Origin of the sequence: Kitasatospora albolonga (assembly GCF_039535905.1) — a bacterium.
Lineage (GTDB): Bacteria > Actinomycetota > Actinomycetes > Streptomycetales > Streptomycetaceae > Kitasatospora > Kitasatospora albolonga.
The window spans coordinates 1-22,583 of record NZ_BAAAYB010000140.1 but is presented as its reverse complement, the minus strand read 5'-3'; the positions used below and the strand labels follow the sequence as shown (position 1 = coordinate 22,583).

At 71.4% G+C, this 22,583-nt stretch carries 17 protein-coding genes, 5 tRNA genes and 2 pseudogenes; 10 read left to right on the top strand and 14 right to left on the bottom strand.

From position 1 onward, the window contains the following. Nucleotides 1-276: 276 nt before the first annotated feature. Nucleotides 277-456 (bottom strand): hypothetical protein, encoded by a 180-nt coding sequence (locus ABD946_RS34310; protein ID WP_345289567.1) that lies wholly within the window; start codon nt 454-456, stop codon nt 277-279. Between the two features lie 381 nt (nt 457-837). Here ABD946_RS34310 and ABD946_RS34305 point away from each other — a divergent pair. Continuing rightward, nucleotides 838-1,598 (top strand): annotated as a pseudogene (locus ABD946_RS34305) (GntR family transcriptional regulator). Here ABD946_RS34305 and ABD946_RS34300 read toward each other — a convergent pair. The 4 genes from ABD946_RS34300 to leuC form a co-directional block, all read right to left on the bottom strand. Beyond that, complete coding sequence (locus ABD946_RS34300; RefSeq protein ID WP_425558770.1) at nt 1,586-2,458, bottom strand: HU family DNA-binding protein; 873 nt, start codon at nt 2,456-2,458, stop codon at nt 1,586-1,588. The pseudogene ABD946_RS34305 and the gene ABD946_RS34300 sit on opposite strands and share 13 nt — an antisense overlap. Before the next feature lie 93 nt (nt 2,459-2,551). Next, complete coding sequence (locus ABD946_RS43330; protein ID WP_486334116.1) at nt 2,552-2,812, bottom strand: SCO5555 family protein; 261 nt, start codon at nt 2,810-2,812, stop codon at nt 2,552-2,554. Between the two features lie 191 nt (nt 2,813-3,003). After that, entirely contained in the window at nt 3,004-3,600 is a 597-nt protein-coding gene (gene leuD, locus ABD946_RS34290; RefSeq protein ID WP_345289566.1) for a 3-isopropylmalate dehydratase small subunit, read from the bottom strand. 5 nt (nt 3,601-3,605) lie between these two features. Next, on the bottom strand, nt 3,606-5,027 hold the full coding sequence (gene leuC / locus ABD946_RS34285; RefSeq protein ID WP_345289565.1) for a 3-isopropylmalate dehydratase large subunit: 1,422 nt from the start codon (nt 5,025-5,027) through the stop codon (nt 3,606-3,608). A 170-nt stretch (nt 5,028-5,197) separates the two neighbouring features. Between leuC and ndgR the strand changes: the two genes are divergently transcribed. Then, the gene (gene ndgR / locus ABD946_RS34280; RefSeq protein ID WP_030275730.1) at nt 5,198-5,911 is read left to right on the top strand and encodes an IclR family transcriptional regulator NdgR; all 714 of its coding nucleotides are present in this window, start codon (nt 5,198-5,200) and stop codon (nt 5,909-5,911) included. Nucleotides 5,912-6,024: 113 nt separating this feature from the next. On the opposite strand, the gene ABD946_RS34275 is transcribed toward ndgR, so the two are convergent. From ABD946_RS34275 to ABD946_RS34240, 8 genes are all read right to left on the bottom strand, one after another. Continuing rightward, a tRNA-Gln gene (locus ABD946_RS34275) sits at nt 6,025-6,099 on the bottom strand. Nucleotides 6,100-6,146: 47 nt separating this feature from the next. Further along, nucleotides 6,147-6,222, bottom strand: a tRNA-Glu gene (locus ABD946_RS34270). Nucleotides 6,223-6,292: 70 nt separating this feature from the next. Next, nucleotides 6,293-6,368, bottom strand: a tRNA-Glu gene (locus tag ABD946_RS34265). An 18-nt stretch (nt 6,369-6,386) separates the two neighbouring features. Beyond that, nucleotides 6,387-6,459, bottom strand: a tRNA-Glu gene (locus ABD946_RS34260). 29 nt (nt 6,460-6,488) lie between these two features. Beyond that, a tRNA-Gln gene (locus ABD946_RS34255) sits at nt 6,489-6,560 on the bottom strand. A gap of 206 nt (nt 6,561-6,766) precedes the next feature. Continuing rightward, a complete protein-coding gene (gltX, locus tag ABD946_RS34250; RefSeq protein ID WP_345289564.1) occupies nt 6,767-8,272 on the bottom strand; it encodes a glutamate--tRNA ligase in 1,506 nt (501 codons plus the stop codon). After that, a complete protein-coding gene (locus tag ABD946_RS34245) occupies nt 8,265-9,065 on the bottom strand; it encodes a fumarylacetoacetate hydrolase family protein (RefSeq protein WP_345289563.1) in 801 nt (266 codons plus the stop codon). Before ABD946_RS34245 ends, gltX begins: the two co-directional genes overlap by 8 nt. A 134-nt stretch (nt 9,066-9,199) precedes the next feature. Then, nucleotides 9,200-9,394: a hypothetical protein gene (locus ABD946_RS34240; RefSeq protein ID WP_345289562.1), complete on the bottom strand. Its 195-nt coding sequence runs from the start codon at nt 9,392-9,394 to the stop codon at nt 9,200-9,202. Between the two features lie 562 nt (nt 9,395-9,956). Between ABD946_RS34240 and ABD946_RS34235 the strand changes: the two genes are divergently transcribed. The 8 genes from ABD946_RS34235 (at nt 9,957) to ABD946_RS34200 (ending at nt 20,665) form a co-directional block, all read left to right on the top strand. After that, nucleotides 9,957-13,730 carry a sensor histidine kinase gene (locus ABD946_RS34235; RefSeq protein ID WP_345289560.1) on the top strand — a complete coding sequence of 1,258 codons (3,774 nt, stop codon included), beginning with the start codon at nt 9,957-9,959 and terminating at the stop codon, nt 13,728-13,730. 10 nt (nt 13,731-13,740) lie between these two features. After that, a complete protein-coding gene (locus ABD946_RS34230) occupies nt 13,741-14,154 on the top strand; it encodes a roadblock/LC7 domain-containing protein (protein ID WP_345289569.1) in 414 nt (137 codons plus the stop codon). Between the two features lie 53 nt (nt 14,155-14,207). Beyond that, nucleotides 14,208-14,633 carry a DUF742 domain-containing protein gene (locus ABD946_RS34225; RefSeq protein WP_345289559.1) on the top strand — a complete coding sequence of 142 codons (426 nt, stop codon included), beginning with the start codon at nt 14,208-14,210 and terminating at the stop codon, nt 14,631-14,633. Next, nucleotides 14,614-15,198: a GTP-binding protein gene (locus ABD946_RS34220; RefSeq protein ID WP_263103541.1), complete on the top strand. Its 585-nt coding sequence runs from the start codon at nt 14,614-14,616 to the stop codon at nt 15,196-15,198. The genes ABD946_RS34225 and ABD946_RS34220 overlap by 20 nt, the downstream gene beginning before the upstream one ends. Nucleotides 15,199-15,471: 273 nt before the next feature. Next, entirely contained in the window at nt 15,472-18,849 is a 3,378-nt protein-coding gene (locus ABD946_RS34215; RefSeq protein ID WP_345289558.1) for a sensor histidine kinase, read from the top strand. Nucleotides 18,850-18,859: 10 nt separating this feature from the next. Continuing rightward, nucleotides 18,860-19,273, top strand: a complete 414-nt coding sequence (locus ABD946_RS34210; RefSeq protein ID WP_073926035.1) for a roadblock/LC7 domain-containing protein — start codon at nt 18,860-18,862, stop codon at nt 19,271-19,273. Nucleotides 19,274-19,434: 161 nt separating this feature from the next. Further along, on the top strand, nt 19,435-20,100 hold the full coding sequence (locus tag ABD946_RS34205) for a DUF742 domain-containing protein (protein WP_345289557.1): 666 nt from the start codon (nt 19,435-19,437) through the stop codon (nt 20,098-20,100). Further along, nucleotides 20,081-20,665, top strand: a complete 585-nt coding sequence (locus ABD946_RS34200; RefSeq protein ID WP_263103541.1) for a GTP-binding protein — start codon at nt 20,081-20,083, stop codon at nt 20,663-20,665. The genes ABD946_RS34205 and ABD946_RS34200 overlap by 20 nt, the downstream gene beginning before the upstream one ends. 85 nt (nt 20,666-20,750) lie before the next feature. On the opposite strand, the pseudogene cimA reads toward ABD946_RS34200, so the two are convergent. After that, nucleotides 20,751-22,357: pseudogene (cimA, locus tag ABD946_RS34195) on the bottom strand (citramalate synthase). Nucleotides 22,358-22,583: the final 226 nt, after the last annotated feature.

Here is a 22,583-nt window from a genome sequence, read left to right as displayed (position 1 = left end):
CGTCCTCCTCGACGACGGCACCCGGTCCCCTTCGACGCCGCCGCCTTCGACGCCGGCGGCCTGCGCCTGCTCCGCCCCGGCCAGCGCCTGCGCATCCGCACCGAGGGCACCGGCGACACCCGCCGCGTCGTCTTCCTCACCACTCCAGACCTTCCCGGACCCCGTCGAGGGTCAGGCCTGACGCTCAGTCCCGCAGCACCCCGACCGACACCAGGTGCGAGCGCCCGCCCATCGCGAAGCTGAGCCTCAACTCACCGTCCCGCTCCAGGCTTTCGGTCACCCGATCGACCGCCCCCGGCCCGAGGAAGTACCGGTACGCCTCGTACTGGGTCCACCCAGCGGCAGCACCCTGAGCGCCTCCCAGAGCGCCGCCAGGGCGTCCGGGAGCCGCGCGAAGACGGCGGGTGCGGTGACGTCCTCGATCTCGACGGTGTACGACGGCGTCGGGCCGGTCACGTGGTGCTCCCCTGCTCGTGGTCGATCTCGGCCCAGACCCCTGGGCCTCGTCCGTGCGGTCGTGACCGAACCGGTCGGCGGTGGCCAACAGGTCCAGCACCGCGAGCTGCGCCTCGACGCCGAGGTCCCCGGGCAGCACCACGGACACCCGCCAACCACCGTCCCGCAGGCGGACACCTCGCCCGGCCCCCGTGGTCACGGCCAGGCGATGGGCGAGGTCGAACACCCTGGTGGTTCGCACGCAACGACTCTCCCCGCGAGCAGCTGGTCACGCAAAGTAAATCTAAACAATTAGATTCCACCTGATGCATTAGATTGTCAACGCTGATTCACCCGCCCTGTCGAACGGCAGGGTCGTGCCTGCCGCCGGGGAGCGTCCGGATGTCACCTGCTGAGCGCCAGTACCAGCGCGTCGCCGACGACCTGCGCGCCCGCGTCGGCCGGAGAGAGTGGCAGGTCGGCGAGCGGTTGCCGTCCCGCGCCAAGCTCGCGGTCGAGTACGACGTCGGCGAGAACGTGCTGCAGCGGGCCCAGGAGGTGCTGATCACCGAGGGGCTGCTGGCCGGCCGCGCGGGCTCCGGCACCTACGTCCGGCAGCCGGTGGTGCGGCGTCCGATGCTCCGCTCCCGGGTCGGCGCCCCGGTCTCGTTCCGCGCCCAGCTCGGGGAGACCGGCGAGGAGGGCAGCTGGGAGTCCAGCACCTCCACCAACGTCCCGGCCCCGCCCACGACCGCCGCCCGCCTCGGGGTCGAACCCGGAGCCCCGACGGTGCACACCGCCTACGAGTACCTGATCGGTGGTCAGCCCGTGCTGCTGGCCGACAGCTGGGAGCCGATGTCGTCACCGAGGGCTCGCCGGTGATCTGCCCCGAGTACGGCCCGCTGGCCGGCCAGGGCGTGGTGCGGCGGATGGCGGCGATCGGGGTGAACGTGGAGCGCGCGGTGGAGCGAACGCGCCCGGCCCGGGCCACCGCGCAGCAGGCGGTCCTGCTCGGCGTCTCGGCCGGGGGACCTGGTGACGCTGATCGAGCGCACCCACCTCGACGGCGACGGCCGGGCCGTGGAGACCGCCGACCTGGTCATCACCCGGACTCGCGCTGGGAGATCACCTACGAACTCCCGATCGTCCGTCAGGAATCCTGAGTCGTAGCCGCCTCCGGGCACGAAAGAGCCGTGGCGGCCCGCTTCCGGGGATTCCCCGGATGCGAGCCGCCACGGCTCACGGCAGTTGACCCGCCGTCGGCTGACCTTCCGCCAGGAATTACTTGGCGGTGGAACGGCGCGAGGTGGTCTTGCGCGCGGTGGTCTTCTTCGCCGGCGCGGTCTTCTTCGCGGTCGCGGTGGTCTTCTTGGCCGCGGCGGTGGTCTTCTCGCCGGGGTGGCCTTGGCCGCGGTGGTCTCTTGACCGGGGTGGCCTTCTTGGCCGCAGCGGTCTTGGTGGCGGTGGCCTTGGTCGCGGCGGCCTTGGTGGCGGCAGCCGTCTTCTTGACCGCGGTGGCCTTCTTGGCGACCGTGGCGGTGGTCTTCTTGGCCACGGTCTTCTTGGCCGGAGCGGCGGCGGCCGCCGTGGTCTTCTTGGCGGCGGTGCGCTTGGCCGGAGCGGCGGCAGCGGCGGTGGTGGCGCGCTTGGTGGCGGCGCGCTTGACCGCGGCGGTGGTGCCGGTCTTGCCCGGGGTGAGGGAGCCCTTGGGGGCCTTCTTCACCGACGGACCGTCCTTCGGCAGCTTCTTGCTGCCGGCGACGAGGTCCTTGAAGCCCTGGCCCGGGCGGAAGCGCGGGACGGCGGTCTTCTTGACCTTGACGCGCTCGCCGGTCTGCGGGTTGCGGGCGAACCGCGCGGAGCGGTCGACCTTCTCGAAGGTGCCGAAGCCGGTGACCGACACGCGGTCACCCGCCACGACGGCACGCACCATGGTGTCGAGCACTGCGTCGACGGCCTCTGCGGCAGCCTTGCGACCGCCCAGCTGCTCGGCCACCGCTTCGACAAGCTGAGCCTTGTTCACGTCTTCCCCTTCGGAAACGGGCGCCGGATGATTCCATCCGTCTTTTCGCACGTTAGGTATGTATCTGCGGAGTTTCAATTACCAACGCGCGAATCACCCTAGTGTCGCAATGGATTTGCGCGTTCGGCGCCTCATCCGAGCGGCGGGTGCCCTCGTCGAGGTCTTGGACAAAGCGCGCCAACCTCCTTGCCGCCCCGGGAGATCACGCTTGGCGGTCTCGGTGACGATCAAGAGCTGACGAGTGAGAGCGGTCTTTGCCTCGGTTGACACGTTCAGCGCATGAACGCGGTCGTGTGCCAGCTTCAACCGCTCGGCCACCAGCGCGTACAGCGCGGCGACTTCCGGGGTGTCCATCCCCTCCGAGGCGGCGGGTTCGCCATCCCCGTACGGAGGTTCATGGTGCCGGTGCATGCAACGATTGTGCCATCTGTGCGGAGTTGCGCTGCGCGGGGGTTTTATCCGGAGCTCAACTCGGGCCCGGAACAGACGGATGGCCCACCCCTCGAGAGGGGTGGGCATCCGGTGGAGCGTCAGGTTTCGGAGCCTCAGGCGACCGGCAGGGTACGCGGCTTGAAGGAGGGTCGGGTCGCCTCGAACTCGGAGATGTCCCCCTCGTTCTGGAGCGTGATGCTGATGTCGTCCAGGCCGTTGAGCAGGCGCCAGCGGACGTTGTCGTCCAACTCGAAGGAGGCGGTCACGCCCTCGGCGCGGACCTCCCTGGCCTCCAGGTCGACGGTGATCTCGGCCGTCGGGTCGGCCTCGGTCAGCGCCCACAGCCGCTCGACCGTCTCCTGCGGCAGGACCACGGTGAGCAGGCCGTTCTTCAGCGAGTTGCCCCGGAAGATGTCGGCGAAGCGCGAGGAGATCACGGCCTGGAAGCCGTAGTTCTGGAGCGCCCAGACCGCGTGCTCGCGGGAGGAGCCGGTGCCGAACTCGGGGCCGGCCACCAGCACCGAGGCGCCCTGGCGCTCGGGCAGGTTGAGGACGAAGGTCTCGTCCTTGCGCCAGGCCTCGAACAGGCCGTCCTCGAAGCCGGAGCGGGTGACCTTCTTCAGCCAGTGCGCCGGGATGATCTGGTCGGTGTCGACGTTGCTGCGGCGCAGCGGGACGGCCCGGCCGGTGTGCGTGGTGAACTTCTCCATGGCGCTCAGACCTCCACAGAAGCGCGGTCGGACAGGTCGGACGGCGCGGCCAGGCGGCCCACCAGGGCGGTCGCCGCGGCGACCTGCGGGGAGACCAGGTGGGTGCGGCCGCCCTTGCCCTGCCGGCCCTCGAAGTTGCGGTTCGAGGTGGAGGCGCAGCGCTCGCCGGGAGCCAGCTGGTCGGGGTTCATGCCCAGGCACATCGAGCACCCGGCGTGCCGCCACTCGGCGCCGGCCGCGGTGAAGACCTTGTCCAGGCCCTCCTCGACCGCCTGCAGCGCGACCCGGACGGAGCCGGGGACGACCAGCATCCTTACCCCGTCGGCGATCTGACGGCCGTCCAGGATGGCCGCGGCGGCCCGCAGGTCCTCGATCCGGCCGTTGGTGCAGGAGCCGACGAAGACGGCGTCCACCTTGACCTCGCGCAGCGGGGTGCCGGCCTCCAGGCCCATGTACTTGAGGGCGTTCTCCGCGGCGGTCCGCTCCTGCGGGTCCTCGAAGTCCTCCGGGTTGGGCACGTTGGCGCCCAGCGGCGCGCCCTGGCCCGGGTTGGTGCCCCAGGTGACGAAGGGGGTCAGCGCGGCGGCGTCGATGAACACCTCGGCGTCGAAGACCGCGTCCTCGTCGGTGGCCAGGGTGGACCAGTACTCCACCGCGGCGTCCCAGTCGGCGCCCTTCGGGGCGTGCGGACGGCCCTCCAGGTAGTCGAAGGTGGTGCGGTCCGGGGCGATCATGCCCGCCCGGGCGCCGGCCTCGATCGACATGTTGCAGATGGTCATCCGGGCCTCCATGGAGAGGCTGCGGATCGCCGAGCCGCGGTACTCCAGGACGTAGCCCTGGCCGCCGCCGGTGCCGATCTTGGTGATGATGGCCAGGATCAGGTCCTTGGCGGTGACGCCCTCGGGCAGCTCGCCCTCGACCGTGATCGCCATGGTCTTGAACGGGGCCAGCGGCAGCGTCTGGGTGGCCAGCACGTGCTCGACCTGGCTGGTGCCGATGCCGAACGCCAGCGCGCCGAAGGCGCCGTGGGTCGAGGTGTGCGAGTCGCCGCAGACCACGGTGGTGCCCGGCTGGGTCAGGCCCAGCTGCGGGCCGACCACGTGCACCACGCCCTGCTCGACGTCGCCCAGCGAGTGGATGCGGACGCCGAACTCCTCGGCGTTCTTCCGCAGCGTCTCCAGCTGGACCCGGGAGACCGGGTCGGCGATCGGCTTGTCGATGTCCAGCGTCGGGGTGTTGTGGTCCTCGGTGGCGATCGTGAGATCCGTCCGGCGGACCTTGCGACCGGCCAGCCGGAGGCCGTCGAAGGCCTGCGGGCTGGTCACCTCGTGGAGCAGGTGCAGGTCGATGTAGAGCAGGTCGGGCTCGCCCTCCGCGCGCCGGACGACGTGGTCGTCCCAGACCTTCTCCGCAAGTGTCCGTCCCATCGGATTCCCTCCAGCCGGCCGCGTTGCCGGCCGCTCGTCTCTGTTGTCCAGGATGTGGACAGCCTGGTAAGGCTGGATCCTGGGTGTCTTCCGGGCTGCTCCACCAAGAGTGGCGCGTTTCTCGGGAAATTGAACTTGCGTCTCGCGGACTGAGACTGCAGTCTTAGGGCATGGACAACACTAGCGGCGTCGGCGTTCTCGACAAGGCCGCTCTGGTGCTCAGCGCACTGGAGTCGGGCCCCGCCACGTTGGCGGGGCTGGTCGCCGCCACCGGTCTGGCGCGCCCCACGGCCCACCGTCTCGCCGTCGCACTCGAACACCACCGCCTGGTCACCAGGGACATGCAGGGCCGGTTCATCCTCGGCCCCCGGCTCGCCGAACTCTCCGCAGCGGCGGGCGAGGACCGCCTGCTCGCCACCGCCGGGCCGGTGCTGACGCACCTGCGCGACGTCACCGGCGAGAGCGCCCAGCTCTACCGCCGCCAGGGCGAGATGCGGATCTGCGTGGCCGCCGCCGAGCGGCTGTCCGGCCTGCGGGACACCGTCCCGGTCGGCTCCACACTGCCGATGAAGGCCGGCTCCGCCGCCCAGGTCCTGCTGGCCTGGGAGGAGCCCGAGCGCCTGCACCGCGGCCTCCAGGGCGCCCGGTTCACCGCGACGGCGCTCAGCGGCGTCCGGCGCCGCGGCTGGGCCCAGTCCATCGGCGAGCGGGAGCCCGGCGTGGCCTCCGTCTCCGCGCCCGTGCGCGGCCCCTCCAACCGCGTGGTGGCCGCCGTCTCGGTCTCCGGCCCGATCGAGCGCCTCACCCGCCACCCCGGCCGCCTGCACGCCCAGGCCATCATCGAGGCCGCCAACCGCCTCACCGAAGCCCTCCGCAGAGGCTGACCGCCGAGCATCCGTCCGAAATGCAGAACGGCCCCCGGAAGGGGGCCGTTCTCGTTTCGTCCGCGCATTCGCCCGGAAATGCAAAAAAGCCCCGGATATCCGGGGCTTCTCACTGGCTGGGGTACCAGGACTCGAACCTAGACTAAATGAACCAGAATCACTCGTGCTGCCAATTACACCATACCCCAACAAAGCATCGGGCCAGTGGGCTGTGAAGCCCACCGGCCTTTCGCTCTGGTACCCCCGACCGGATTCGAACCGGCGCTACTGCCGTGAGAGGGCAGCGTGCTAGGCCGCTACACAACGGGGGCAAACTGGCGATCCTGTGCTTCGTCCGTGCCGGGGTTGCGAACTCGTCCGACGGGGACAGTGGAGAGGATCTGGTACCCCCGACCGGATTCGAACCGGCGCTACTGCCGTGAGAGGGCAGCGTGCTAGGCCGCTACACAACGGGGGCTTGTTCTCTTGTGGTGCGTACCCCCGACCGGATTCGAACCGGCGCTACTGCCGTGAGAGGGCAGCGTGCTAGGCCGCTACACAACGGGGGCTTGTACTGCTGGGTCTTGCTCGTACTGCGCTGGGGTACCAGGACTCGAACCTAGACTAAATGAACCAGAATCACTCGTGCTGCCAATTACACCATACCCCACCAGAGTTGAGCCCCTGACGGGGTTTCACTCGGCGTTGCGGCCGCTTGGTTGCTTCCTGACGAGGCTTCTGGTCCCTCGCCCTGTCCCTCCCGGGCGGCGCAGAAAGAACATTACCCGACTCCCGGCCCTGCTCCAAAATCCATAACCGCAGGCAGGGTGCCGGAGGGCTGCGCGGCTGGTCACGCAGCCCCCCGGCACCGGCCGGTCAGGCCGTCGGGACGGCGTCCAGGGCGGCTCCCAGACGGCGCAGCGTCTCCTCGCGGCCGAGCAGCTCCATCGACTCGAAGAGCGGCGGGGAGACCCGGCGGCCGGTGACCGCGACGCGCAGCGGGGTGAAGGCGAACTTGGGCTTGATGCCCAGCCCGTCCACCAGGGCCTCCCGCAGGGCGGCCTGGATCGGGTCGGGGGTGAAGTCGGGCAGCGCGGTCAGGGCCGCGATGCTCGCCTCCAGCACCGGGCGGGCGTCCGGGGTCAGCACCTTGGCGGCGTCGTCCGGGTCGAGCGCGAAGTCGGCCGGGTCGACGAAGAGGAAGCCGGCCATGGTGACGATCTCGGAGAGCACCACCATCCGCTCCTGGGTGAGCGGGGCCACCTTCGCCAGCAGGTCGAGCTGGGCGGGAGTGGGCTCGGCCGGGAGCAGGCCGGGGGCCTGGAGGTAGGGCACCAGGCGGCGGACGAAGTCCTCGGGGGCCAGCTCGCGCAGGTGGTGCGCGTTGATCGCCTCGCACTTCTTGAGGTCGAAGCGGGCCGGGTTGGAGTTCACCTTGGCGATGTCGAAGTTGGCGACCAGCTCGTCCATCGAGAACAGGTCCCGGTCCTCGGCCAGCGACCAGCCCAGCAGGGAGAGGTAGTTGAGCAGGCCCTCGGGGAGGAAGCCGCGCTCCCGGTAGAGGTTGAGGCTGGCCTGCGGGTCGCGCTTGGAGAGCTTCTTGTTGCCCTCGCCCATCACGTACGGCAGGTGGCCGAAGCGCGGGGTGGTGCCGTTGCCGACGCCGATCTCGGCCAGGGCGGCGTAGAGGGCGATCTGACGGGGCGTCGAGGAGAGCAGGTCCTCGCCGCGGAGCACGTGGGTGATGCCCATCAGGGCGTCGTCCACCGGGTTGACCAGGGTGTAGAGCGGGGCGCCGTTGGCCCGGACGATGCCGTAGTCGGGCACGTTCTCGGGCTCGAAGCTGAGGGTGCCGCGGACCAGGTCGTCGAAGGCGATGGTGCGGTCGGGCATCCGGAAGCGGACGATCGGCGCGCGGCCCTCGGCGAGGAAGGCGGCGGTCTGCTCCTGCGTCAGCTCCCGGCAGTGGCCGTCGTAGCCGGAGGGCTTGCCGGCCGCGCGGGCGGCCTCGCGGCGGGCGTCCAGCTCCTCGGTGGAGCAGTAGCAGCGGTAGGCGTGGCCGCCGGCCAGCAGCTTGTCGGCCACCTCGGCGTAGATGCCCATCCGCTGGGACTGCCGGTAGGGGGCGTGCGGGCCGCCAACCTCGGGGCCCTCGTTCCAGTCGAAGCCGAGCCAGCGCATGGCGTCCAGCAGCTGCTCGTAGGACTCCTCGGAGTCGCGGGCCGCGTCGGTGTCCTCGATCCGGAAGACCAGGGTGCCGCCGTGGTGGCGGGCGAAGGCCCAGTTGAAGAGGGCGGTGCGGACCAGGCCGACGTGCGGGTTGCCGGTCGGCGAGGGGCAGAAGCGGACCCGGACGGTCGGGTCCAGGGCGGTGTCAGCCACGCTTGACCACCTTGTTGGAGAGGGTGCCGATGCCCTCGACGGTGACGGCGACCTCGTCGCCGACCTGGATCGGACCGACCCCGGCCGGGGTACCGGTGAGGATGACGTCGCCGGGGAGCAGGGTCATGGCCTCGGAGATGTGCGCGATCAGCTCGGCGATCGAGCGGACCATCTGGGAGGTGCGGCCGGCCTGCTTGAGCTCGCCGTTGACGGTGCAGGTGATCGCCAGGTCGCTCGGGTCCAGCTCGGTCTCGATCCACGGGCCGAGCGGGCAGGAGGTGTCGAAGCCCTTGGCGCGGGCCCACTGGCCCTCGCGCTGCTGGACGTCGCGGGCGGTCACGTCGTTGGCGCAGGTGTAGCCGAAGATCACCTCGGGGACCCGGTCCACCGGGACCTCGCGGCCCATCCGGCCGATCACCACGGCCAGTTCTGCCTCGTGCTGGACGTCGGAGGAGAACGGCGGGTACGCGATCGCCTCGGTGGGGCCGATCACGGAGGTGGACGGCTTGAAGAAGGTCAGCGGGACGTCCGGGACCTCGTGGCCCAGCTCGGCCGCGTGCGCCGCGTAGTTGCGGCCGACCGCGACCACCTTGTTGGGGAGGATCGGGGAGAGCAGGCGGATGTCCTGCATCCGGTAGCTCTCGCCGCTCAGTTGGAGCGAGACGATCGGGTGGCCGGCCAGGGCGTGCACCACCAGGGTTTCGGGCTGGGCCGGATCGCCCTCGACCACACCGAAGGAGACGCTGCCGGCGGCAGGGCTGCCTTCCCGGACGGAGAACCTGGCAATGCGCACGGTGGAGAGCCTCTCGGTCGGTCGGGCACCGGCCTGACCGGGCCCTGTCTGGAACGGCTCCCAGGATATGACGCGAGGGGCGCCGGACCGCCTGATGGCGGTCCGGCGCCCCTCGGGTCGGGAGTGAGCGCTCGTCAGTCCTGCGGCAGGCGCGGGGCCGGGGCGGTCATCAGCACGGTGCGGCGCGGGTTGGCCGTGCTGGCGGGCAGCTCGGAGGCGTACTCGACCGCGCGGTCGGCCGGGGAGCCGAGCAGCTGGCCGAAGTCGGCGACCGAGGCCAGCGTGGTCCGGCGCGGGTTGGCGGTCGAGCCGTTCGGGAGCTGGGACATTGCGTCACACCTTGGGTTCGGGGCCGATCCACAGGAGTCGGCGGGGGTGATTCCGGGCAGGCTGACGCCTGGCACAGCGCACAAGGGTAGACGGTCCACCCCGGAGGGGAGCCGATCTTCTTCCACAGGCGCCGTGATCTTAGCTATACATTCCGCTGTGATTTTGCTCACAAATTGCCGGGGAAATGCCGCATCATGGACATTTCACGGGCCTGCGGAGATCGCCTCAAAATCCGTATCTCGGACATTTCGGGAGCTCCTCCGCATCGCGCCATCGAGGGCTGACTTGGCATGTATCGGGCGAGTGTCCGAAAAGCGCCGTATTCCCGGCCTGTTACCGCACAGTCAGTGAGACGGTGCGCGCGCTGGGTGGTCTAGGACACCGACAGGTAACGCCCCTTGTTGGAGTTCCCACGCTGTGCTGGAATGCGACGGAAAAACTCGACACCGCCCCTGACCGTGCCAGCGGGAAGGGGCGCCCGGTCCAGAGGTTGCGACGCCAGTGCAGGGACGTTTCAAGAGGGGCAGCGGCGCCGCGGGAGACCCGGAGTCGCGTGAGCCCGTGGCAGGCCCCCACCAGGCAGCGCCGCTCACGGGCCCCGGTGAGCAGATAGTCGGCGGCGGCGAGCCCGAGCCGCAGGACGGTGCCGAAGGCACCGATCAGAACGAGAAGCCGAGCGGTCGCTCCCGCCTGCGCACCTCGTTGACCCGCCGCCGGGCCACCGGTCTGAGCCGGTTCGCCATGCGCAACTGGAAGATCCGCACGCGCCTGATCGCGCTGCTGCTCCTCCCCGTGGTGGTCGCCCTCGCGCTCGGCGGTCTGCGCGTGCAGTCCTCGCTGGACAACTCGCACCAGCTCTCGCAGATGGCCAACCTGGCCGACCTGGCCCGCAAGGCCACCGACCTGGCGAACGCCCTGCAGACCGAGCGCGACCTCAGCGCCGGCCCGCTGACCAACGGCGGTCCCGAGCGCGCCAAGGACGACGACGTCGCCAACGCCCGCAAGGTCTCGGACACCCTGAGCAAGGCCTTCGCGGCCAGCGCGGACAACTTCGACGACCTCGACCTCGCCGGTGGCAAGGCCCTGCTGCTCCAGGTCCGCCGTGACCTCAACCAGCTCTCCGAGGCCCGTAGCAACGCCTACACGGACCACAAGAACATCCAGGCGACGATCACCAACTACGACGTGATCATCAAGAACCTGCTCTCCATCACGCAGGACATCGCGATCGCGTCCAACTCGACCGAGCTGGTCAAGATCACCCGTGCGCTCTACCAGTTCTCGCTGGCCAAGGAGAACACCTCGATGCAGCGCGCGCTGATCAGCGCGGCGCTCGCCAACCCGCTCGGGCCGGACCTGTCCTCCTCCGACGAGACCTTCGGCATCCGCCTGAAGACCTCCGAGGACAACGCCCTCACCAACTTCACCGCCATCTACGGCGACTCCGAGGCGCAGGTGCTGCGCCAGGGCCTGACCCGCAACCAGGAGATCGCCAACGCGGACCGGTACAGCAAGGCCGTCCTCAACCCGAACGGCATCAAGCAGACCGAGTCCCGCGGCTACAAGGACTGGTACGACAGCGCCACGGCGAAGATCACCGCCGAGCAGAAGATCGAGAAGAAGCTGCTCGAGGACCTCGACGGCCGGGCCGGCGACCTCCAGGACGAGGCCGACACCCAGGCGCTGGTCAACGGCGCGCTGATCGCGGTCGTGCTCATCGTCGCCATCGCCGGCGCGGCCCTGGTGGCCCGCTCGATGGTGCGCTCGCTGACCCGTCTGCAGGTCGCCGCCGAGGACGTCGCCGAGCGGCGGCTGCCCGAGCTGGTCAAGACCCTCTCCGAGAGCGACCCGCACGACGTCGACGTCACCGTCGAACCCGTCGGCGTCGACTCGGCGGACGAGATCGGCCACGTGGCGCACGCCTTCGACATGGTGCACCGCGAGGCCGTCCGCCTCGCCGCCGAGCAGGCGCTGCTGCGAGGCAACATCAACGCGATGTTCACCAACCTCTCGCGCCGCAGCCAGGGCCTGATCCAGCGTCAGCTCTCGCTCATCTCCGAGCTGGAGAGCCGCGAGGCCGACCCGGACCAGCTGGCCTCGCTGTTCAAGCTGGACCACCTCGCCACCCGCATGCGCCGCAACGGCGAGAACCTCCTCGTCCTCGCGGGCGAGGACCCGGGCCGCCGCTGGACCCGCCCCGTCCCGCTGGTCGACGTGCTCCGCGCCGCCGCCTCCGAGGTGGAGCAGTACGAGCGCATCGAGCTGGCCTCGGTGCCGTCGGCCGAGGTGGCCGGCCGCGTCGTCAACGACCTCGTCCACCTGCTCGCCGAGCTGCTCGAGAACGCGACCTCGTTCTCCAGCCCGCAGACCCGCGTCCGGGTGACCGGCCACGCGCTGCCGGACGGCCGGGTGCTGATCGAGATCCACGACACCGGCATCGGCCTCTCCCCCGACGACCTCGCGGACATCAACGAGCGCCTCGCCAACCCCCCGGTCGTCGACGTCTCGGTCTCCCGCCGCATGGGCCTCTTCGTGGTCGGCCGCCTGTCCCTGCGACACGGCATCCGCATCCAGCTGCGCCCCAGCGACTCCGGCGGCACCACCGCCCTCGTCATGCTCCCGCTCGACGTCACCACCTCCGGCGACCGCCGGGGCGGCGGCCGTCCGGGCGGGCCGGGCAAGGCGCCGCAGCGCGGGGTCGGTCCGACGCCGCGTCAGCAGGGCCGTCCCGGTGCCGCCGAGGCGCTGGCCGGCCGTGGCGCGGCCGCGCTCGGCCAGGGCCCGCAGGGCTCGCAGGGCCGCCCCGGCGGTGCTCCGGCCGGCCGGCCGCAGCTCGGCCAGGGTCCGCAGGGCGGAGGCCGTCCGGGTGCCCCGGCCGGTGCGCCCGGTGGCTCCCCCAACCTCTTCGGCGGCCCCGCCGCCGGCGCCCCCGCGGGCGGCCTGCCCACCCGCGACGCGGGCCAGCCCTCCCGGGAGAACCCGGCCGAGGGCCTGATGCCGCGCCGTACTCCGGGCGCCTCGGGTGCCCCGGGCGCCGGTGCTCCCGGTCAGGGCGCTCCCGCTCAGGGCGTGCCGGGCCAGGGCGCTCCGGGTGCGGGGCTCCCCCGCCGCGGTCCGGGCCAGGGCCAGCCGCAGCCGGGCTTCGGCCAGGAGCGTCCGCGCCCCGAGCCGGCCGGCCAGGGTGCCCAGGGCTGGAACGAGCAGCCGCAGCACGGCCGGGCCGGCCACCCCGAGGCCGGACGCCGTCCGCAGCCGCAGGGCCGTCCGTCCGGCCCCGGTCAGCAGCAGGCGCCCGCCCCGCAGCAGGCCCAGCCGCAGATGTTCCAGCAGCAGGCCCCGGCCCCGCTGGAGGCTCCGGCGGAGTCCACCGCGCAGTTCGCCCGTCCGCGCTTCGAGGCCAGCGAGATCGACCCGCGCGACCCGCTGGGCCTCGGTCTGGTCGAGCCGGTGCTGCCGAGCGTGCCCAACCCGGTGCCGCAGCAGCCCTCGTTCCAGCAGCAGGGGCAGCAGCACGTCCAGCAGCCCCAGCAGCAGGTGGCCCCGCAGGCCCAGCCGATGGCGCTGCCGACCGGCCCCGGTCTCGACGACACCGTGCAGTGGCAGCGGCCCGAGGACGGCTTCGGCGCCCCGGCTCCGCAGCGGACGCCCCGTCAGCAGCCCGCCCCCGGGCAGGAGTTGCCGGGCCGCGGCCGCGAGGAGGCCCGTCCGCGCGGGTACCAGCCGCAGCGCCCCGGCACCTCCGCTCCGGGCTTCGGCGAGCCGGCCAGGACCGCCCAGCGGCCCGAGGCCCCGCAGGCGCCATCCCAGGCCCGGGCGCCCCAGGCCCAGGCCCAGGCCCAGGCCCCGCAGCAGGCTCCGGCCCAGCCGCAGGCCCAGCGCCCGCAGGCCCCGCAGCAGGCCCAGGCCCAGCCGCAGGGGCAGCCCCAGGGCCGCCCGCAGCCGGGCCAGCCCGGCCAGGAGGGCCCGGGTGACGCGCCGTGGCGCCCGTCCGCCAACGACGAGCGCTGGCGCCGCGCGGAGCAGGTCCGCGAGCCCTCCAGCGACGGGCTGACCCTGTCCGGCCTCCCCCGCCGGACCCCGCAGGCCAACCTGGTCTCCGGCACCGCCGAGGCGTCGCCGCTGACCGGCCCGCAGGTCTCCCGCAGCCCCGAGGAGGTGCGCGGCCGGCTGACCAACCTGCGCCGCGGCATCCAGCAGGGCCGCCAGGCCGGCGCGGACGCCGCCTCGCAGGGCGGCGGCATGCCGACCCGTCCGCCGCGCTTCGACGGCTTCGGCCCGCAGGGGCACGGCGCGCAGGACAACCCCGGTTACGGCTCGAACCAGCAGGAGCGTTGAGTTGACCCAGATGAGCCAGGCCGCACAGAACCTGAACTGGCTGATCACCAGCTTCGTGGACAGCACCCCCGGGGTGTCCCACACCGTGGTGGTCTCCGCCGACGGGCTCCTGCTCGCCATGTCCGAGGGCTTCCCCCGCGACCGCGCCGACCAGCTCGCCGCCGTCGCCTCCGGCCTCACCTCCCTCACCTCCGGCGCCAGCCGGATCTTCGAGGGCGGCGAGGTCAACCAGACCGTCGTGGAGATGGAGCGCGGCTTCCTCTTCCTGATGGCCATCAGCGACGGCTCTTCCCTGGCCGTGCTCGCGGCCCCGGACTCCGACATCGGTCTGGTGGGCTACGAGATGGCCCTCCTGGTGGACCGCGCCGGAGCCGTTCTCACCCCCGCGCTGCGCGCCGAACTCCAGGGCAGCCTGCTGCACTGACGGACCGTCACCCCGAAGCGCGGCAACTGACCAGAGCATCCAGGAGGACCCTCATGACCCCGCCCCCGACACCCGGCGGCTCCTACGGCAGCAACGGGTACGGCAGCGGCTACGGCGGCCAGTCCGACGGGTACGAGCAGCAGCCGCTGGTCCGCCCGTACGCGATGACCGGCGGCCGCACCCGCCCGCGGTACCAGCTGGCGATCGAGGCCCTGATCTCCACCACCACGGCCGCCGAGCGCACCGGCGGTCTGCTGCCGGAGCACGCCCGCATCGTCAACCTGTGCCGGGACGTCAAGTCCGTGGCGGAGATCTCCGCGCTGGCCGGTGTGCCGCTCGGGGTCGCCCGCATCCTGGTCGCCGACCTGGCCGAGGCCGGTCTCGTCGCCATCCACCAGCCCGCCGCCGCCGGAGAGTCGGGCGGAACGCCGGACGTCACGCTGCTCGAAAGGGTCCTCAGTGGACTTCGCAAGCTCTAACGCGGCCGCCCCCAGCCGCGCCACCACCTCCGCGAAGATCGTCGTCGCCGGCGGCTTCGGCGTCGGCAAGACGACCCTCGTCGGCGCCGTCTCCGAGATCAACCCCCTGCGCACCGAAGCCGTCATGACCAGCGCCAGCGCCGGCATCGACGACCTCACCCACACCGCGGGCAAGACCACCACCACCGTCGCCATGGACTTCGGCCGAATCACCCTCGACGAAGACCTCATCCTCTACCTCTTCGGCACCCCCGGCCAGGACCGCTTCTGGTTCATGTGGGACGACCTCGTCCGCGGCGCCATCGGCGCCGTCGTCCTCGTCGACACCCGCCGCCTCGCCGACTGCTTCCCCGCCCTCGACTACTTCGAGAACTCGGGCCTCCCCTTCGTCGTCGCCCTCAACGGCTTCGACGGACACCAGCCCCACACCCCCGACGAAGTCCGAGAAGCACTCCAACTCGGCCCCGACACCCCCATCATCACCCTCGACGCACGCCGCCGGGACAGCGCCAAGAGCGCCCTCATCACCCTCGTCGAACACGCCCTCCTCGCCCGACTCCGCTGATGAAGCGCTGATGAAGAGCCTGGGCGGGCCCGATAACGGTTCGATAGGCATTTAAAGATCGAAAGTAACTCTCGGTGACGACCGGGCTGCGTGCCGCAGCATTCAGCCCGGATAAGTCACCGAATGTCTGAATTGCACGTACCAAAACGTGCGCAGATGCCTGTTTGTCCCGCATCCGCGCACGTGCTCCAATGCCAGCTACCCCGTAGTCACCCTGGCAGTTCCACCCAGCAGCGGGCTGCGGCGAGCGGGGATGAGAGAGGTTGTTGTCGAGTGAGGCGTAACCAGCCAGTCACCGAGCAGCGGCGCTCCGAGCCCCGCCAGAACGAGCCGGGCGGTTTCTCGGCGTTCGCGCCGAGTGCCGAGGAGCGGCCCGCCCCCGCCGCCGTTCCCGCGCCCGCGGTGTCCACCAAGCCCAACGCCAAGGACGAGCGCCGGAGTTCCGGCCGGTACGAGTTCCTCGCACCGCGCAACTGGCGGGTGCCCACCCGCCTGATAGCGATCCTGCTCATCCCGGTCGTGATCTCCCTGGTCTTCGGCGGGCTCCGGGTCAACAGCTCCTTCGACGACTTCGTCAAGGCGACCCACGCCGAGAAGACCGCGCTGCTCGCCAAGGCCGCCACCGAGCTGGCCGACTCCCTGGAATCCGAGCGCGACCTGACCGCCATCCCGCTGATGGTCGGCCAGGACCCGCAGGGCGAGGTCCCCAAGCGCCGCGCCAAGACCGACCAGGCGCTGGCCGCGTACAAGGCCGCGTTCGCCGAGGTCTCCGACGACCCGCTGCTGGCCCGCCGCAACGAGGCCTTCCAGCAGCTCGCGGTGCACCTGCCGCACCTGCGCGAGAACGCCTACAAGCGCGAGCTCTACATCACCGCGACCCAGGCCGCCTACTCGAACCTGATGGCCCCGCTGATGGCCTTCGACAACTCGGTCGGCTTCGGCTCCTCCACGGTCACCAGCAAGGGCCGCGCGATCTACGCCATGTCGCTGGCCAAGGCCTCCGCCTCGACCCAGCGGGTGCTGATGCTCAACCTGCTGGTCGGCACCAGCCAGCACATCCTCACCAAGCAGGAGACCTCCGAGCTCCTCCAGCAGCTGGCCGTGGCCAACAAGCTGGAGCAGGTCTCGCTCAACGAGTTCTCCACCGGCAGCGCGCCCGAGGACGCCCGCGCCTACTCGGACGCCCAGGTCGCCCAGGCCTCCGCCGACCAGCGCGCCGCGCTGAAGATGCCCGGCACCGACGTCGCGCCCACCATGAGCGGCCTGCTCGTGCTCGGCCTGTCCTTCATGAGCAGCAGCTCCACGCTCAGTGACGGCGCCGCCGAGGCCGCCGCCAACGCCGGCCTCAACCCGCCGAACTGGCAGCAGGCCACCGCGAGCCACATCAGCTCGCTGCGCAACACCGAGTCCAAGCTCCTCGACGAGGTCGTCGACGCCGCCGCGAACATCAAGAACCGCGCGCAGAACGACATGATCCTCAACTCGGTCATCGTCGTGGTCTCGCTGGCCCTGGCCGGTCTGCTCACCGGCCTGATCGCCCGCTCGATGATCCTCGGCATGCGCACCCTGAACGCCGCCGCGCTCGACATCGCCAACCACCGTCTGCCGGACCTGGTCGAGAAGCTCTCCAAGACCGACCCGGACCGGGTGGACACCTCCGTCGCGCCCATCCCGCTGCACGGCAAGGACGAGATCGGCGAGGTCGCCCGCGCCTTCGACCAGGTCCACCAGCAGGCGGTCTCGCTCGCCGCCGAGCAGGCCCTGCTGCGAGGGAACGTCAACGCGATCTTCACCAACCTGTCGCGCCGCAGCCAGAGCCTGATCCAGCGTCAGCTCGCGCTGATCACCGACCTGGAGAACAACGAGGCCGACCCGGACCAGCTGGAGAACCTCTTCAAGCTGGACCACCTCGCCACCCGCATGCGCCGCAACGGCGAGAACCTCCTCGTCCTCGCGGGCGAGGAGGCCGGCCGCCGCTGGAACACCCCGGTCCCGCTGGTCGACGTGCTCCGCGCCGCCGCCTCCGAGGTGGAGCAGTACGAGCGCGTGGAGCTGGCCGGCATCCCCGAGGCCGAGGTCATCGGCGCCGCCGTGACCGACCTCGTCCACCTGCTGGCCGAGCTGCTGGAGAACGCCACCACCTTCTCCAGCCCGCAGACCCGGGTGCTGGTCAACGCCACCCGCCTGCCGGACGGCCGGGTGCTGGTCGAGATCCACGACAAGGGCATCGGCCTCACCGCCGAGGACTTCGCCGAGATCAACGAGAAGCTGGCCGAGCCGCCCACGGTCGACGCCACCATCTCCCGCCGCATGGGCCTGTTCGTGGTCGGCCGGCTGTCCCAGCGGCACGACATCCGCGTCCAGCTGCGCCCCTCGGGCGAGTCCGCGGGCACCACCTCGCTGGTGATGCTCCCGCAGCACCTGACCCACATGGCCCTGGCCCCGGAGCCCGAGGAGCAGTTCACCGTCTCCCGGATCTTCGCGGAGCAGGAGGGCCAGGTCAGCTGGGAGGAGGCCCAGGGCCGCAGCGCGGCCGAGCTCGGCTTCGACGACCACCTGACCGGCCACGGCGGCAGCAGCGGCTTCAGCCCCGCGCTGGAGTCCATGCAGCGCTCGCAGCGGCTCGACCAGCGCCGCCGGGCCGCCCTGGAGGCGGGCCCCGAGGACGTCGGCCAGGTCATCGACGCCGAGGTCGAGGAGACCCCGTACGCCGAGGACGCCTACGGCTACCAGGGCCAGTACGGCCAGGGCCAGGACTCCTTCGGTCAGGGCCAGTACGCCCAGGACCCGTACGGCCGCGACCAGTACGGCCAGGAGCAGTACGGCCAGCCGTACGCGCCGGCCGACTCCTACGGCTACCAGGAGCCGCACCACCAGGACGCCCCGTACGGCGGCCAGCAGTACGGCCGGACCGAGTACGCCGAGCCCGAGTACGCGGAGGCGGCCGCGGCCGACTACCAGCCGTACGGGCAGGACTACGGCTACGGACAGCAGGGCGGCTTCCAGCAGGCCCAGGAGCGCTACGAGGAGCCCTCGGGCCACCCGTACGGCTCCGAGCCCGCCGCGCTGCCCCCGGCCGCTCCGACGGCCCCTGCGAGCCCGCTGCTCGGCTCCGGCCTGCCGCAGCGCCGCCCGGGCCAGCAGCTGGCCGGCGGCGGCTTCCCGTCCGCCCGTCAGGACGAGGCTCCGGCCCCCGGCGACAAGCCGAACTGGTTCACCGGCGCCAAGGACACCTCCGCCCCGGCGGAGGAGAACCGCGGCCACGACGTGTCGGCGCTCGGCGGCTACGGCCCCACCGGCCCGACCGCCGCTCCGCAGCAGGAGTGGCAGTCGCCCAACGACGGCGACTGGCAGCGGGCCGGCCAGCTCCGCGAGCCGGCCGCCGCCGGCACCACCGACTCGGGCCTGCCGCGCCGGGTGCCCAAGCAGAACCTGGTCGCGGGCAACGCCAAGCCCACCGCCCAGGACGGCCCGCAGGTCTCCCGCAGCCCCGAGGAGGTGCGCGGCCGGCTGACCAACCTGCGCCGTGGCGTCGAGCAGGGCCGCAGCGCGGGCGGCGACCCGGGTGCCACCGGTAGTTTCCGGATCGACCCCCAGCAGCACGACAGCACCACCGATCTCTTCGGCGGCTCGAACCAGCAGGAGCGTTGAGTTGACCCAGATGAGCCAGGCCGCACAGAACCTGAACTGGCTGATCACCAATTTCGTGGACAACACCCCTGGGGTGTCCCACACCGTGGTGGTCTCCGCCGACGGGCTCCTGCTCGCCATGTCCGAGGGCTTCCCCCGCGACCGCGCCGACCAGCTCGCCGCCGTCGCCTCCGGCCTCACCTCCCTCACCTCCGGCGCCAGCCGGATCTTCGAGGGCGGCGAGGTCAACCAGACCGTGGTCGAGATGGAGCGCGGCTTCCTCTTCCTGATGGCCGTCAGCGACGGATCCTCGCTGGCCGTGCTGGCTTCGCCGGACTCCGACATCGGTCTGGTGGGCTACGAGATGGCCCTCCTGGTGGACCGCGCCGGAGCCGTTCTCACCCCCGCGCTGCGCGCGGAACTCCAGGGCAGTCTCCTGCACTGACGGTTCGTCGGATACCGTCCTGGTATTCGAAAGACCTCATTGCCCGTCCCCGGGCCCTCGCGGGCCCGGGTTCGGGCGTTGTACGGCCTTCGCACAACGGGTGACGATCCGTCAGGATCGTTACCAGCACCGCACCGCCGCACCTTGTGAGGAGAGGAACCGTGACCCCGCCCGACGACCGCAGCGGCCAGTACGGCGTTCCGTACCCTGGCACCGGCCATGACGCCTTCGGAGCTCCCGGCGTCGTCGGCCACGGTCAGCCGTACGGACAACAGCAGTACGGCCAGCCGCAGTTCGCGCAACCGCAGTTCGACCAGCAGCAGCAGTACGGGCTGCCGGAGCAGCAGCAGCCGTACGACGGGCAGCAGTTCGCCCGCCAGCCGCAGCCCGGCTACCAGGACTACCAGGGCTACTCCGGCTCCGAGTCCTACCAGGACCACCCCGAAGACCCGGGCCAGGCCGACGAGTTCGACGACGAGGAGGAGTCCGGACCGCTGATCCGGCCCTTCGCGATGACCGGCGGCCGCACCCGGCCGCGTTACGAACTGGCCTTGGAGGCACTGGTTTCGGCCAATGTCAGCCAGGACCGGCTGGCTTCGCTGCTCCCCGAGCACCAGCGGATCTGCATGCTGTGCACCGAGGTGAAGTCCGTCGCGGAGGTCTCCGCGCTGCTCAACATCCCCCTGGGAGTGGCGCGCATCCTGGTCGCCGACCTGGCCGAGGCCGGTCTCGTCGCCATCCACCAGCCCGCTGCCGGCGGCGAATCCGGCAACCAGCCCGACGTCACGCTGCTCGAAAGGGTCCTCAGTGGACTTCGCAAGCTCTAACGCGGCCGCCCCCAGCCGCGCCACCACCTCCGCGAAGATCGTCGTCGCCGGCGGCTTCGGCGTCGGCAAGACGACCCTCGTCGGCGCCGTCTCCGAGATCAACCCCCTGCGCACCGAAGCCGTCATGACCAGCGCCAGCGCCGGCATCGACGACCTCACCCACACCGCGGGCAAGACCACCACCACCGTCGCCATGGACTTCGGCCGAATCACCCTCGACGAAGACCTCATCCTCTACCTCTTCGGCACCCCCGGCCAGGACCGCTTCTGGTTCATGTGGGACGACCTCGTCCGCGGCGCCATCGGCGCCGTCGTCCTCGTCGACACCCGCCGCCTCGCCGACTGCTTCCCCGCCCTCGACTACTTCGAGAACTCGGGCCTCCCCTTCGTCGTCGCCCTCAACGGCTTCGACGGACACCAGCCCCACACCCCCGACGAAGTCCGAGAAGCACTCCAACTCGGCCCCGACACCCCCATCATCACCCTCGACGCACGCCGCCGGGACAGCGCCAAGAGCGCCCTCATCACCCTCGTCGAACACGCCCTCCTCGCCCGACTCCGCTGATGGCTCCGCCCGAGCGGGCGAGTACCAGAACGGAAAAGGGCCCACCACCCCCGTGGCGGGCCCTTTCCGACTCCCTGACGTCCGGTCAGCTCTCCGGATCGAGACCGGCCCGGATCAGGCCGTAGGTGTAGGCGTCCTCCAGGGCCAGCCAGGAGGCGCCGATCACGTTGTCCGCCACGCCCACGGTGGACCAGGTGGCCACCCCGTCGGTGGACTCGATCAGCACCCGGGTGCGCGAGCTGGTGCCGTGCGCGCCCTCCATGATGCGGACCTTGTAGTCCACCAGCTCCATCTTGGCCAGCGGCGGGTAGATGTGCTCCAGCGCCGTGCGCAGCGCCTGGTCCAGCGCGTGCACCGGGCCGTTCCCCTCGCCGGTGGCGATCCGCCGCTCGCCCTGGGCCCAGAGCTTCACGGTGGCCTCGTTGCCCGGACTGCCGTCCGCCAGCTGCTCGCTGATGGTCCGCCAGGACTCCAGGCTGAAGAACCGCGCCTTGCTGCCGCGCACCTCGTCGCGGAGCAGCAGCTCGAACGAGGCGTCGGCGGCCTCGTAGGTGAAGCCGAGGTTCTCCTGCTCCTTCACCTTGGCCACCACCCGGCCGACCAGGTCGCGGTCGGCGGAGAGGTCGTAGCCGAGCTCCTTGCCCTTGAGCTCGATCGAGGCCCGGCCGGCCATGTCGGAGACCAGCATCCGCATGGTGTTGCCGACCAGCTCGGGGTCGATGTGCTGGTAGAGGTCCGGGTCCACCTTGATCGCGGAGGCGTGCAGGCCGGCCTTGTGCGCGAAGGCCGAGAAGCCCACGTACGGCTGGTGGGTGGAGGGCGCGAGGTTGACCACCTCGGCGATCGCGTGCGAGATCCGGGTCATCTCGGGCAGCTTCCCGGCGGGCAGCACCCGGCGGTCGTACTTCAGCTCCAGCGCGCCGACCACCGGGAAGAGGTTGGCGTTGCCGACCCGCTCGCCGTAGCCGTTGGCGGTGCACTGCACGTGGGTGGCGCCCGCGTCCACGGCGGCCAGCGTGTTGGCCACCGCGCAGCCGGTGTCGTCCTGGGCGTGGATGCCGAGCCGGGCGCCGGTCTCGGCGATCACGTCGGCGACGATCTCCCGGACGCCGCCGGGCAGCATGCCGCCGTTGGTGTCGCAGAGCACGACCACGTCGGCGCCGGCCGCGTGGGCGGTGCGGACCACGGCGAGCGCGTAGTCCCGGTTGGCCTTGTACCCGTCGAAGAAGTGCTCGCAGTCGATGAACACCCGGCGGCCCTGGGCCTTGAGGTGCTCGACGCTGTCCCGGACCATCTCCAGGTTCTCGTCCAGGGTGGTGCGCAGGGCCAGCTCGACGTGCCGGTCGTGCGACTTGGCCACCAGGGTGACCACCGGGGCGCCGCTGTTGACCAGCGCGGCCAGCTGCGGGTCGTCGGCGGCCCGGCCGCCCGCCCGGCGGGTGGCGCCGAAGGCGACCAGCTGGGCGTGCTGGAGGTCGAGCTCGGTGGCGGCGCGGGGCGAAGAACTCGGTGTCCCGCGGTTGGCCCCGGCCAGCCGCCCTCGATGAAGCCGACGCCGAACTCGTCCAGGTGCCGGGCGATGGTCAGCTTGTCGGCGACGCTGAGGTTGATGCCCTCGCGCTGGGCGCCGTCGCGCAGCGTGGTGTCGAAGACGTGGAAGCTGTCGTGGGGTCGGCTGCTGGCCTCGGTCATGGCCGTCGGTTCTCCGTTTCGGGGAGTAGGTACTTCTCGGTTGGTTGCCGGGATACGAATCCGGCTCCACTGTCCAGCATCCCGCGCGCCTCCCGGTGTCCCCGAGCCCCCTCGTGAGGGGCCGGTGGCCGGTCGGAAAACGAAAGACCCCTCGACGTGCTGCAGGGCCTGACGGCGCGAAGCCAAGTCCGCACGGAGGTCGTGCGGTGGTCAGCAGGGACGGGGC

Coding starts and splice junctions, on each gene's coding strand:
- ABD946_RS43330 (WP_486334116.1), bottom strand. CDS start 2,812: ATGGACACCCCGGAAGTCGCCGCGCTGTACGCGCTGGTGGCCGAGCGG.
- leuD (WP_345289566.1), bottom strand. CDS start 3,600: ATGGAGAAGTTCACCACGCACACCGGCCGGGCCGTCCCGCTGCGCCGC.
- leuC (WP_345289565.1), bottom strand. CDS start 5,027: ATGGGACGGACACTTGCGGAGAAGGTCTGGGACGACCACGTCGTCCGG.
- ndgR (WP_030275730.1), top strand. CDS start 5,198: ATGGACAACACTAGCGGCGTCGGCGTTCTCGACAAGGCCGCTCTGGTG.
- ABD946_RS34240 (WP_345289562.1), bottom strand. CDS start 9,394: ATGTCCCAGCTCCCGAACGGCTCGACCGCCAACCCGCGCCGGACCACG.
- ABD946_RS34230 (WP_345289569.1), top strand. CDS start 13,741: ATGAGCCAGGCCGCACAGAACCTGAACTGGCTGATCACCAGCTTCGTG.
- ABD946_RS34225 (WP_345289559.1), top strand. CDS start 14,208: ATGACCCCGCCCCCGACACCCGGCGGCTCCTACGGCAGCAACGGGTAC.
- ABD946_RS34210 (WP_073926035.1), top strand. CDS start 18,860: ATGAGCCAGGCCGCACAGAACCTGAACTGGCTGATCACCAATTTCGTG.